Origin of the sequence: Glycomyces sp. TRM65418 (assembly GCF_019710475.1) — a bacterium.
Classification (GTDB): domain Bacteria; phylum Actinomycetota; class Actinomycetes; order Mycobacteriales; family Micromonosporaceae; genus Glycomyces.
Genome location: NZ_JAJFAX010000001.1, coordinates 702,693 through 714,191, shown reverse-complemented (window position 1 = coordinate 714,191; position 11,499 = coordinate 702,693). Strand labels below are relative to the sequence as shown.

The window sequence follows — 11,499 nt, the reverse complement described above, 5'->3', positions numbered from 1 at the left end:
GGGGATTGACCGGTACCGATACGCTTGAGCGCGTGATCTACTGGGTATTGAAGGCGACACTGGGCGCCCTGCTGTGGGCCGTGTGGCGCCCGCAGGTCGAAGGGCTCGAGTACGTGCCCGAGAAAGGGCCCGCGATCCTGGCCTCCAACCACCTCGCCGTCATCGACTCCTTCTTCCTGCCCTTGGTCGTCAAGCGCCGCGTCACCTTCATCGCCAAGGAGGAGTACTTCACCGGCACCGGCTTCAAAGGCTGGTTCGTGCGCAGCTTCGTGAGCGCCGTCGGCGCCATCCCCGTCGACCGGGCCGGCGGCGAAGCCGCCAACGCCTCCCTCGACACCGGCAAACGGGTCCTGTCCGAGGGCCGCCTCTTCGGCATCTACCCCGAAGGCACCCGCTCACCCGACGGGCGCCTCTACCGCGGCAAGACCGGCGTCGCCCGCCTCGCCCTCCAGACCGGGTCCGTGGTCGTCCCCGTCGCCATGCTCAACACCGGTGAACTGCAACCGATCGGGAAGCGCATCCCCCGCTTCGGCCGCATCCGGATCAAGTTCGGGCCCCCGCTCGACTTCAACCGCTACCGCGAGCTCGTGGGCGACCGCTTCATCGAACGGGCCGTCACCGACGAGGTCATGGACGCCCTGCGGGCCCTGTCCGGGCAGGACTACGTGGACGAGTACGCCGCCAAGGTCAAAGAACAGGAACGAGAGAAGGGGGAGTAGCGGGCAACGGCCCGAACGCGACGACCGCGCCGTTCCCCGCCGCGCCCGAGCGCGCTACTCGCCGCCGCCGAATCCGGCCCTGCGCCGCAGCGCCGGCAGGTCCACCACCACGATCTTGCGCCCCTCGGTGCGCAGCCAGCCGCGGTTCGCGAAGATCCCGATCGCCTGGTTGACGCTCTGCCGCGAACCCCCGGCCATCTCCGCCAGCTGCGTCTGGTTCAACTCGATCGTGGTCATCGGCGACGCGTGCTGCTCGGCGAGCCGCACCAGCGTCTTCGCCACCCGCCCCGGCAGGTCCAGGAACACGTGGTCCGAGGACTGCTCCGTCAACCGCCGCACGATCATGCCCATCGAACGCAGCACCGCGTCGAGCATCTTCGGATTCCCGTGCACCAGTTCGAGGAACGACGACCGCGCCAGCGCCAGCGCCGACGTGTCCTCCAGGGCCTCCGCGCTGGCCGACCGGGGCGATCCGTCCAGCAGGGAGACCTCGCCGAGCACTTCCGGGGCGCGCGCCACGTGCAGCATCGCGCGCTCGCCGGTGGCCGCGGTGCGGAAGACGCTCACCGCCCCGGAGCGGATCATGATGAGCGATTCACCCGGCTCGCCCTCGAAGAACAGCAGGTGCCCCCGCCGGTAGTGGCGCTGTACCGCCACCCCCGCGATCTGTCGCCGTGCCTGCGGGTCGAGGCCGGCGAACATGGCGACGCCTGCAAGCGGGTCTTCAGATGGGCTGACACCCATAGTTCTCCCCCTTCGGTGGGTCCCGGGTCCGCGGGTTCCCTCCGATGATCGCTGTCTTTTCCGTCGTTGTACAGGGCTCAGTGTCGGAAACTTCACGCTCCGTTGGGTCATGTGTCCAGACGGTGCACTTGTCGGTCGGCCGAGTGTACGATCGAGTCTACGTGCTTTCATGTCTATTGTCCGGTATCGCGGCGCGCGTGTGCGGATTGCGAGGTCAGATTTCGGCTGCCCGATCGTATGGCGTAGCGTCGACTGCAGTCCGGCGACATACGGGTGCGGGCCAAGAAGGTCCGAAGAGACCGCTCGTGATCATACGAAAGGCCGATGCGTGGCGTACCGATACTTCTACGATTGCGAGTTCATCGAGGACGGGCGCACGATCGACCTGGTCTCGATCGCGGTCGTCGACGAGCACGGCCGCGAGTACTACGCCGTGTCGACCGAGTTCGACCCCTCGCGGGCGATCGACTGGGTCCGGCGCAACGTCCTGGACAAGCTCCCGCCGCCGGCGAGCTCGCTGTGGAAGAACCGCTCCACGATCCGCGACGAGCTCTACGAGTTCCTGGTCTCGCCGGTGCGGAAGAAGACCGGCAGCCACCCGGGGGAGCGGATCGAGCTGTGGGCGTGGATCGGCGCGTACGACCACGTGGTCCTCGCCCAGCTGTGGGGCACGATGCCCGAGCTGCCGCGGGCGCTGCCGCGCATGACCAAGGACCTCCGCCAGCGCTGGGAGGACCTCGGCCGCCCCGAACTGCCGGTGACCCCCGACGCGGACATGCACGACGCCCTCACCGACGCGAGGCTCAACCTGGCCCGCTGGGCGGCCCTCGAAGCGGTCCGCGGTCAGCGCGCCGCCTACGGCCCGGTCGAATCCCACCACTAGGCCCCGCTCGGAACCCCTGGTCCCCGCCGTCCGGCCCCGATATAGGCTGACCGGTGTTTCGGCAATGAGGCCGCCCAGTTAACAGTCCTCACTCCAGGGAGTTAGAACATGCGCATCGGCGTGCTCACCGGCGGCGGCGACTGCCCCGGTCTCAACGCGGTCATCCGCGCCGCGGTCCGCAAGGGCACCAAGGAATACGGCCACGAGTTCGTGGGCTTCCGCTACGGCTGGAGGGGCCCGATCGAGGGCATCACCCAGCCGCTGGACTGGGACACGGTCGAGAACATCCTCGACCAGGGCGGCACCATCCTCCACTCCTCCCGCACCAACCCTTACAAGATCGAGGGCGGCGTCGAGGCCATCAAGAAGAACATGGCCGCGCTGGGCGTGGACGCGCTCATCGCGATCGGCGGCGAGGACACCCTGGGCGTCGCGACGAAGCTGACCGCCGACGGCGTCAACTGCGTCGGCGTCCCGAAGACGATCGACAACGACCTCTCCGGCACCGACTACACCTTCGGCTTCGACACCGCGGTCAACATCGCCACCGAGGCGATCGACCGCCTGTGGACGACCGCCGACTCGCACGACCGCTGCATCGTCGTGGAGATCATGGGCCGCCACGCCGGCTGGATGACCCTGCACGCGGGCATGGCCGGCGGCGCGAACGTCGTCCTCATCCCCGAGGTCGCCTTCGACATCGAGAAGGTCGCGAACTTCGTGAAGGAGCGCAAGGACGCGGGCAAGGCCACCATCGTGGCCGTCTCCGAGGGCGCGCACGCCGAGACCGGCATGGTCCTCAAGGACGGCGAGGTCGACGCGTTCGGGCACGTCAAGCTCGGCGGCGTCGGCGACTGGGTCGCCAAGGAGATCAAGGAGCGGGCCGAGATCGAGACCCGCGCGATCATCCTGGGCCACCTGCAGCGCGGCGGCACGCCGACCGCGTTCGACCGTGTCCTCGCCACCCGCCTGGGCCTGGAGGCCGCCGCGGCCGTCAACGAGGGCGACTTCGGCAAGATGATGGCGCTCCAGGGCACCAACGTCGTCCGCATCCCGATCCACGAGGGCACCGACGAGCTCAAGACCGTTCCGGTCGAGCGCTACGCCGACGCGGAGATCTTCTTCGGCGTGTAGCGGCGCTCCGCTGCGGTCCCGCAGGACCGCCGCGTTCCGCTCGCCGCAAGTGCGTTCCGCACCGGCGCCGGCGCCCCACGGAGTCCGATCGGTTTCCACTCAGGACACCTGTGGTCCCGAGCCGGTGTGAGAACCCGCCGGATATGCGCAACCACGGGCACGCTCGGTCGTTAGACCGGACGTGCCCGTGGCTTATACAGAGGAAATCGGCGAGATCCCGCATCTCGCCGATTTCACGTTTCACAAGACCTTGTCGGACATCGACTTCGAGTCGACGCCGATTCCGGGGCTCGTCGCCGACTTCTACCGGAGGCCGGTCGGCGACCGGCTGCTGAGCGTCGGCGTCTATCGCTTCGGCGGCGCCGAGACGCATCGGGCCTGGGGCTGGGTCGGCGAGCCGCACTGCTCGTGGCACGCCTACGTGAACCCCGCGACCGGCGGTTTCGACGGTCCCTTCCAAGGCTGTCCCGACCTGCGGCTGCTCCGCGACCGCGGCCCGCTGCTCGGGTTCGAGCTCGGCTCAGGAGGCCTCGCCCGCAGGTTCCTGCTGGATTGAGGTCCGCTGCGCCCGCTCCAGGCGGCTCGCGCGGCGGGTGTAGACGATCGCCGCGGTCGTGATCGCGAGGCCGAGGAACAGCCCGCCGCCCGCGAACGGCGCCGAGGCCCCGGGCGAGAAGCCGAGGATCGCGACCGGCGCCTGCACGAAGGCGATGACCGCCACGAGCAGCCACTTGCTCTGGCCTCTGCCCCACAGCAGCGCCGTCCAGATCGGCGCCACCACGATGGCGAGGATCGCGATGTCGAGTGCCCAGTGCACCACGGGGTTCTGCACCCGGTCGTGCTGGAACGCCATCGCCGGGCTCGATACCGCGACGATCGCGGCGGCGACGGTCGCTATGAAGGCGAGACGACGTGTCATGCGCAACCTCCTTTGCGTGGGAAGTCTTCACATTACGTCCCGTAGTCGTGCAAGTCTGTCGGGTATCCGCCACTGGGAGCCACTTTCCGCGGCGCCGGCCCCGGGCCCGGCCGCCCCGTGCTCATCGCCTCGGGCTCCGACGACTCGTGCGGCGCACCGCGGCGCCGAGCGCCGGCACGCCTGGACCCCGGAGGCCGGCGAGCCGGTCATCGTCGACGGCATCCACCACGGCACCGGCATCCCCTCGGAGGAAGCGACCGCCGCCGGCGGACTGCGCCGGGCCATGGCGGACTTCCTCGGCCCTGCGGCCGCCGCCCCGGCGACGACCTGCTGACACGACGGAGGCCGACCGCCCGAGAGGGCGGTCGGCCTCCGTTCGCGTTCGTCGCTCAGCGGTGGGTCTTCGACAGTTCGGCCGCCTGCACGGTGTGGCGCAGCAGCAGCGCCGTGGTCACCGGGCCGACCCCTCCCGGCACCGGGGTCAACCGGCCCGCGATCGGCGCGACCGCGTCGTAGTCCACGTCGCCCACCAGGCCGCCGTCCTCGGTCGGGTTGGTGCCCACGTCGATCACCGTCGCGCCCGGCTTCACGAAGTCCGCGCCGATCATCCCGGCCCGGCCGACCGCCGCCACCAGCACGTCCGCCTCGCGGCAGATCGCCGCCAGGTCCTTCGTGCGCGAGTGGCACACCGTCACCGTCGCCGACTCGTTCAGCAGGAGCAGCGCGGCCGGTTTGCCGACCACGGTGGAGCGTCCGACCACCACGGCGCGCGCGCCTTCGAGGGTCAGGTCCTCGTGCTTGAGCAGTTCGAGCACCGCCGCGGCCGTCGCCGGGGCCCACGTCCGCAGCCCCGCGCCGAGCCGGCCCAGGTTCGTCGCGTTCGCGCCGTCGATGTCCTTGATCGGATCGATGTGCCGCCCGACCTCGGCGAGCTGGACCCCCTGCGGGAGCGGCGTCTGGCAGATGACGCCGTGCACGGCCGGGTCGGCCGAGAGCTCCTGCAGCTTCGCGACGATCTCGTCCTTGCCGGGGTCCTTCAGGTGCTCGACGCGGCAGTCGATGCCCTCCTTCTCCGCGGCCTTCTTGATCGAGCGCACGTACCAGGCGGTGCCCTCGTCGTCGGTCGGCACCACCACGGCGAGCAGGGGCGCCGTGCCCTCGGCCCGCAGCCTCGCGGCCGCCTCGGCCACCTCCGCGCGCAGCGCCTTCGCGACCGCGCGCCCGTCGATGTCACTCATGCCCGAATCCTCTTCGCCACTGCCTGCATGATCGCCTCCGCCTGCACCTTCGCCTGCAACGCCTCGTTGAGCGCGCTCGCGAGCCGCTCCCGTTCGGCGGGGTCCTTGATCGCCACCACGTTGACGTCCACGTTCAACGCCGCCGACTCCAGCGCCGACTTCGCCGCCGACGCCGCCACGGCCACATCGGAGAGCACGTTCGGGTTCGACCCCTCCAGGATGCGCCCCGCCAGCCGGATCACCTGGGCGGCCACCCCCGCGACCGCCAGGGGCACCGCCGCGGCCTCCACCAGGCCCGCCTGGATCGCCGCGGTCCGCGCCGCCTTCTCCTCGTCCGAGGACTTCGGCAGCTTGTAGGCCGCCACCACCCCGGAGAACGCCTCCGCGTCGTCCTCGGCGAGCTGGAGGGCCTCCAGCCGCAGCCGCTCGGCCTCGGCCAGCACCTCCCGCATCACCGCCTCATGCTCGGCGAACCTCGGCTTTCCCGCCGTCAGGTTGCACACCATCGACACCAGGGCCGCTGCCATGGCCGCGTTCACTCCCGCGGCCGCGCCGCCGCCCGGCGCCGGAAGTTCCGAAGCGAGGTCGGTCAGCCAGTCTTCAATCGTCGTCTCACGCACCCGGCCAGCCTAGACGCGCCCCCAAAGGTGGGATGTCTGCGATCGTCCCGGTGTGTCGCGACGGCCGCCGGGGCCCGAACAGGCGTCCGTGTGTCCGTGCCAACTCTTGAGACGGCGGAAACATCGTGGTGGGCGACCGACGCCGCCACGTACGATTACCGCGTGAACCGCCAATGGCATGATCTGCGAAACCCTGGCCTCGTTCCCGTAGTCGCCGACGCGGAGGAAGCCGAGCGCTATCAGCTCGACGCCTGGCGGGACCTGCCCCGCGAGCAGGTTCCCCCGTGGCCGGACTACGCCGAGGTCGAGGACGTCGCCGGCGTGCTCGCCGGGGTCCCGCCGATCGTCGCCCCCTACGAGGTCGAGCACCTCCGCGCCCTCCTCGCCGACGTCTGCGAAGGGCGCGCCTTCCTCATGCAGGGCGGCGACTGCGCCGAGACGTTCATCGACAACACCGAGCACCACGTGCTCTCCAACATGCGCACGCTCCTCCAGATGGCGGTCGTCCTGACCTACGGCTCCTCGATGCCCGTGGTCAAGGTCGGGCGCATCGCGGGCCAGTACTCCAAGCCGCGCTCGGCCGCCACCGACTCGCTCGGCCTGCCCGTCTACCGCGGCGACATGTTCAACTCGCTCGAACCGACCGTCGAGGCCCGCGTCTGCGACCCCCAGCGGATGATCCGCGCCTACGCCAACTCGGCCGCGACCATGAACATGCTCCGCGCCTACCTGCGCGGCGGCCTCGCCGACCTCATGGCCGTGCACGACTGGAACAAGGACTTCGTCCGCAACTCCCCGGCAGGCGAGCGCTACGAGGCCATCGGCCGCGAGATCGACCGGGCCGTCCGCTTCATGGCCGCCTGCGGCGTCGAGGACGACAACCTCCACACCGCCGAGGTCTTCGCCTCCCACGAGATGCTCGCCATCGAGTACGACCGGGCGCTCACCCGCATCTTCGACGGCAAGGCCTACGCGCTCTCCGGCCACATGGTCTGGAACGGCGAGCGCACCCGCCAGCTGCACGGCGCCCACATCGACTTCCTCTCGCGCGTGGCGAACCCGGTCGGCTGCAAGATCGGGCCGACCGCCACGCCCGAATGGGTCGTCGAGATGTGCCAGAAGCTCAACCCGGAGAACGTGCCCGGCAAGCTCGTCGTCATCACCCGCATGGGCCACAAGAACGTCCGCACCGTGCTCCCGCCGATCGTCGAGAAGGTCGAGGCCGCCGGCTGCAAGGTCGTGTGGCAGTGCGACCCGATGCACGGCAACACCTACGAGTCGGCCTCCGGCTACAAGACCCGCGCGTTCGACCAGGTCGTCGACGAGGTCCTGGGCTTCTTCGAGGTGCACCGCCAGACCGGCACCCACCCGGGCGGCATCCACATCGAGCTCACCGGCGAGGACGTCACCGAGTGCGTCGGCGGCGCCCAGGAGATCCGCGACGACCAGCTCTCCGACCGCTACGAGACCGCCTGCGACCCGCGGCTGAACACCCAGCAGTCCCTCGAACTCGCCTTCCTCGTCGCGGAGATGTTGCGCCACTGAGGAATTTCCCTAAAGTGGGCGCATGAGCGCACACGATCTGTTCCTGCTCGGCGGAGTGTTCCCCGGCGATTCGCCGGCGGCGGCACTCCGCCGAGTCGTCTCCTACGCGCGCCGAGCGGAAGCGGCCGGGCTCGACGGCGTGTGGACCGCCGAGCACCACTTCATCGAATACGGCGCCAGCCCTTCCGCGACGCTCCTGGCCGCCCACCTCCTGGCCGCCACCGAACGGATCCAGATCGGCACCGCCGTCGCCGTCCTCTCCAACCGGCACCCGGTCGCACTGGGGGAGGAGGCCGCCACCCTGGAGGCCCTCGCTCCCGGACGCTTCCGCCTCGGCGTCGGCCGCGGCGGCCCCTGGGTCGACCTCGACGTGTTCGGCTCCGGCCTCGACCGCTACGAGCACGGCTTCGAGGAGGGCCTGCGGCTCCTGACGCGCTGGCTCTCCGGCGCGACCGAGGTCGCCCACGCCGGGGAGTTCTTCGACGTCCTGCCCGTCCGCGTCATGCCGCCGGGCACGGGGCGGCCGGTGTGGGTCGCCGCCACCGGCGAGGGCACCGCCCGCCTCGCCGGCCGGCTCGGCCTGCCGCTCCTGCTCGGCATGCACGCTCCCGACGAGGACCACGTGCGGCTCCTCGACGCCTGGCGGCACGAGGCCGAGGCGGCCGGGTTCGATCCCGAGGGCGCCGAGCACGTCTCGACGCACCTGGCGCAGGTCGCCGATCGGCCGGACACGGTCGACCGCCTGCGCGCCTCGCTCACCGAGCTGCTGACCCGCGGGGTCGGGCAGTACGTGAGCCTCAAGCCCGGACGCGGCGGGCGCGACCACGCGGCCTATGTGGACTGGATGATCGGGCGGCACGCCGTCGGGCCCGCCGAGCACGTGGCCGAGCGGCTCGCCGCGTCGGCCGAGGCCACGGGCGTCCGCCGGCAGCTGCTCATGGTCGAGGGCCTGGGCGACCCGGAGGCGGTGGGCGACAACATCGCCGCGCTCGGTTCCCTGCTCATCGGTACGGCTGGAACGGCATCGGCTGCGGCGCGCGCAGCGGGTCCCGGCCTCGCTGCCGGAACCACTGGTTCGCCGACCCGGTGAACAGGCAGAGCATCGTGACCAGCGGCATCGCCAGGCCGACCAGCGTCCCGATCAGCCGGGAGCCGTCGACGGGCTCGCCGACCTGCTCGCTCGCCTGGAAGCCGGTGTAGAGGCCGAGAAACCCGACCACGAACGCCAGCAGCATGACCGCGATCGTGACCACCTGCGCCCACCGGCGGCCCGCGCCGATCTTCACGGCGAGCACGCCGAAGAGGATCACGAGGGCCATCGTGGCCCCGATGACGACGACGACCACCGCGGCGAGATCCTCGACGCCCTCCGAGAAGTCCCGTGTGAACCCGAAGTCGTCGAAGCCGAGCGCCTGGGACCAGAACAGCGCCGTCAGCCCGCCGCCCGCTCCGCAGCAGATCAGGAACGAGAACTGGAGCCAGAGCATCACCTGGGCGCAGACCACGGTCCCCGGCTTGCGCAGCAGCAGGTCAGGCGGGGGCGGCACCGAGGGCGGTGTGAGCATGGGCGGGTCCTCCGAGGGCGGGACCACCCAGTGTAGGGGAGTGCCGCCACGACCGCCGCTCGCCGATCAGCGCTCGGGGAGGGCGTACCGCAGGGCCTCGAAGACCGTCTCGTCCTGGTACTGGAAGCCGTTGGCCTGCAGCACTCCCGGCTTGATCTTCGCGCCCCGGAGCAGCTCGACCGCCACCTCGCCGGCGACGAGCTTGACCGCCCACCCCGGGATGGGCCAGGGGGCCGGCCGGTGCACCGCCGCCGCCAGGGCCCGCGCGAAGTCGCGGTTGCGGGCCGGGGTCGGGCCGACCATGTTCACCGGACCTGAAATCGTGTCGTTCTCGATCACCGCGACCGCCGCGCCCACCCAGTCCCGCAGCGAGATCCACGGCATGTACTGGCGTCCGCTCCCGAAGCGCCCGCCCAGGAAGCACTTCCACGCCGGGACGAACCGCGACAGCAGCACGCTCTCCGGGCCCAGCACGTGGCCGGTCCGCAGCCGCACGACCCGCGCACCGGCCGCTTCCGCCGGAGCCGTCGCCGATTCCCAAGCGAGGCAGAGCTTCCCGAGGAAGTCGGTCGCCGCCGGGGTCGACTCGTCGACCTCGACCTCGGCGCGGTCCCCGTACCAGCCGGCGGCCGAGGCGTTGACGAGCACCGGCACCTTCGCCTCCGCCACCGCGGTCGCGAGCACCTCCGTCGGGATCACGCGGGTCGCCTTGAGCCGCTTCTTGAACGCGTCGTTCCAGCGCCGTTCGCCGACGCCGACCCCGCAGAGGTTCACCACCACGTCCACGCCGTCGAGCATCTGCGGATCCAAGGGCCCGTCGTACGGGTCCCAGAGCATCTCGTTCTCCTCGTCGGGGCGGTGGCGCACCAGCCGCACGAGGTCGTGGCCTTCGAGCGCTTCCATGAGTGACTTGCCGAGATAGCCGCTCGACCCGGCGATGACGATCCGCATGGGTCCACCTTATGGCCTCGGCGTGCCGTACCAATCTCGAACCTGCGCCCGCAGTCCGGGCGCCTGCAGTTCGGCGTTCGCCTGGACCGCCGCGAGGGTCTGCGCCGCGAGCGCCCGCCGCCATTCGAGTTCGGCCGCGCGCATGGCGGTGTCGATCGCGCACGGCGCGCGGAACACCGAGGCGGGTTCGTCGGCCCACACGCCGTTCTGGCGGATCTCGGCGCACTGGAACGCCTCGGCGGGGCCTTCGATGGCGGTGAGCACGTCCATGAGGGTGATGTCCGCGAGGCTCCTGGCGAGGCGGAAGCCGCCCTTCTTCCCTGCCGTGGACGTGAGGATCCCGGCCTTGACGAGCGGCTGGAGCTGCTTGTTGAGGTAGGCGGGGGGCAGGCCGTAGCCGGCGGCGAGCTTCGCGGTCGAGACCGGCTCGTCCACGCCCATCCAGTCGAGGAGCAGGCAGCAGTGCGCGGCCCATTCGACGCCTTCGCTGATACGCATAATCCCGATGGTAACCGTCCAGGTTCGCGACTCGGCTGCTGTCGCATTCCCCTCGCGAGTATGGGATCCGACACCACGCCGGGCATTGCGGATCTTTATCTAGACATATAATATCTAGATATGAGGCTCCGCCGGAGCCCGACCCAGAAGGAGACCGCCTCGTGAACGCGAACACCACCGCCCCGAAGCCCGTCGTCGCCCGCGCCGCCACCGCCGAGCGGCTCGCCCACGCCCAGCAGTCGGTCATGACCCTGCTCGCCGACGCCTCCGACACCGGCGGCGCCCTCTCCGTCCACCGCTCGACGTTCCCGAACGGCGGCGACGGCGCTCCCTCGCACTTCCACACCGGCGCCGGCGAATCGCTGTTCGTCATCTCCGGCCGGCTGCAGGTCCTCACCGGCGACGAGGTCCTCGTCCTCGACGCGGGGGACTTCGTGACGATCCCGCCGGGCCTGGCGCACGCGTTCGGCGCCGCTCGCGGCTTCGACGCCGACGTCCTCGCCGTGTTCACCCCGGCCGCCGACCGGTTCGACTACTACCGCCTGCTCGAACGCGTCAACGCGGGCGAGGCCGACCCGAAGGAGATCCCGGCCTCCGGGGAGCGCTACGACAACCACTACGTCGCGAGCGAGGCCTGGCGGCGGGCCCGCGCCGGGGAGTGAGCGAACGGCCGCAGCGGCTGA

Annotated in this window: 14 protein-coding genes; 7 read left to right on the top strand and 7 right to left on the bottom strand. The window is 70.8% G+C overall.

Annotated elements, in window-relative coordinates; genetic code table 11:
* Nucleotides 1–32 precede the first annotated feature (32 nt).
* Nucleotides 33–719 carry a 1-acyl-sn-glycerol-3-phosphate acyltransferase gene (locus tag K3N28_RS03305; RefSeq protein ID WP_228091045.1) on the top strand — a complete coding sequence of 229 codons (687 nt, stop codon included), beginning with the start codon at nt 33–35 and terminating at the stop codon, nt 717–719.
* Between the two features lie 54 nt (nt 720–773).
* Here the strand turns inward: K3N28_RS03305 and K3N28_RS03300 are convergent, their stop codons facing one another.
* A complete protein-coding gene (locus K3N28_RS03300) occupies nt 774–1,463 on the bottom strand; it encodes a Crp/Fnr family transcriptional regulator (protein WP_228091044.1) in 690 nt (229 codons plus the stop codon).
* 328 nt (nt 1,464–1,791) lie between these two features.
* Here K3N28_RS03300 and K3N28_RS03295 point away from each other — a divergent pair, with 328 nt between their 5' ends.
* The 3 genes from K3N28_RS03295 to K3N28_RS03285 all read left to right on the top strand — a co-directional run bounded on the left by K3N28_RS03295 (nt 1,792) and on the right by K3N28_RS03285 (nt 4,036).
* The gene (locus tag K3N28_RS03295; RefSeq protein ID WP_228091043.1) at nt 1,792–2,346 is read left to right on the top strand and encodes a polyadenylate-specific 3'-exoribonuclease AS; all 555 of its coding nucleotides are present in this window, start codon (nt 1,792–1,794) and stop codon (nt 2,344–2,346) included.
* 108 nt (nt 2,347–2,454) lie between these two features.
* A complete protein-coding gene (locus tag K3N28_RS03290) occupies nt 2,455–3,480 on the top strand; it encodes a 6-phosphofructokinase (protein ID WP_228091042.1) in 1,026 nt (341 codons plus the stop codon).
* Between the two features lie 187 nt (nt 3,481–3,667).
* Entirely contained in the window at nt 3,668–4,036 is a 369-nt protein-coding gene (locus tag K3N28_RS03285; RefSeq protein WP_228091041.1) for a hypothetical protein, read from the top strand.
* Here K3N28_RS03285 and K3N28_RS03280 read toward each other — a convergent pair.
* From K3N28_RS03280 to K3N28_RS03270, 3 genes are all read right to left on the bottom strand, one after another.
* Nucleotides 4,001–4,399 carry a hypothetical protein gene (locus K3N28_RS03280; protein ID WP_228091040.1) on the bottom strand — a complete coding sequence of 133 codons (399 nt, stop codon included), beginning with the start codon at nt 4,397–4,399 and terminating at the stop codon, nt 4,001–4,003. The two genes, K3N28_RS03285 and K3N28_RS03280, sit on opposite strands and share 36 nt — an antisense overlap.
* Before the next feature lie 389 nt (nt 4,400–4,788).
* Nucleotides 4,789–5,637, bottom strand: a complete 849-nt coding sequence (locus K3N28_RS03275) for a bifunctional 5,10-methylenetetrahydrofolate dehydrogenase/5,10-methenyltetrahydrofolate cyclohydrolase (protein ID WP_228091039.1) — start codon at nt 5,635–5,637, stop codon at nt 4,789–4,791.
* The gene (locus tag K3N28_RS03270) at nt 5,634–6,257 is read right to left on the bottom strand and encodes a cyclodeaminase/cyclohydrolase family protein (protein ID WP_228091038.1); all 624 of its coding nucleotides are present in this window, start codon (nt 6,255–6,257) and stop codon (nt 5,634–5,636) included. The genes K3N28_RS03275 and K3N28_RS03270 overlap by 4 nt, the downstream gene beginning before the upstream one ends.
* 183 nt (nt 6,258–6,440) lie before the next feature.
* Between K3N28_RS03270 and K3N28_RS03265 the strand changes: the two genes are divergently transcribed.
* Nucleotides 6,441–7,802: a class II 3-deoxy-7-phosphoheptulonate synthase gene (locus K3N28_RS03265; RefSeq protein ID WP_374209686.1), complete on the top strand. Its 1,362-nt coding sequence runs from the start codon at nt 6,441–6,443 to the stop codon at nt 7,800–7,802.
* A gap of 22 nt (nt 7,803–7,824) precedes the next feature.
* The gene (locus tag K3N28_RS03260; protein ID WP_228091036.1) at nt 7,825–8,892 is read left to right on the top strand and encodes an LLM class flavin-dependent oxidoreductase; all 1,068 of its coding nucleotides are present in this window, start codon (nt 7,825–7,827) and stop codon (nt 8,890–8,892) included.
* Here K3N28_RS03260 and K3N28_RS03255 read toward each other — a convergent pair.
* The 3 genes from K3N28_RS03255 to K3N28_RS03245 all read right to left on the bottom strand — a co-directional run bounded on the left by K3N28_RS03255 (nt 8,804) and on the right by K3N28_RS03245 (nt 10,816).
* Nucleotides 8,804–9,367, bottom strand: coding sequence for a hypothetical protein (locus K3N28_RS03255; protein ID WP_228091035.1), 564 nt, complete (start codon nt 9,365–9,367; stop codon nt 8,804–8,806). The genes K3N28_RS03260 and K3N28_RS03255 overlap by 89 nt on opposite strands.
* Nucleotides 9,368–9,433: 66 nt before the next feature.
* Entirely contained in the window at nt 9,434–10,318 is an 885-nt protein-coding gene (locus tag K3N28_RS03250; protein WP_228091034.1) for a TIGR01777 family oxidoreductase, read from the bottom strand.
* Nucleotides 10,319–10,327: 9 nt separating this feature from the next.
* Nucleotides 10,328–10,816 carry an Rrf2 family transcriptional regulator gene (locus K3N28_RS03245; protein ID WP_228091033.1) on the bottom strand — a complete coding sequence of 163 codons (489 nt, stop codon included), beginning with the start codon at nt 10,814–10,816 and terminating at the stop codon, nt 10,328–10,330.
* Nucleotides 10,817–10,977: 161 nt separating this feature from the next.
* Between K3N28_RS03245 and K3N28_RS03240 the strand changes: the two genes are divergently transcribed.
* Nucleotides 10,978–11,478: a cupin domain-containing protein gene (locus K3N28_RS03240; protein ID WP_228091032.1), complete on the top strand. Its 501-nt coding sequence runs from the start codon at nt 10,978–10,980 to the stop codon at nt 11,476–11,478.
* The last annotated feature ends 21 nt before the right edge of the window (nt 11,479–11,499 follow it).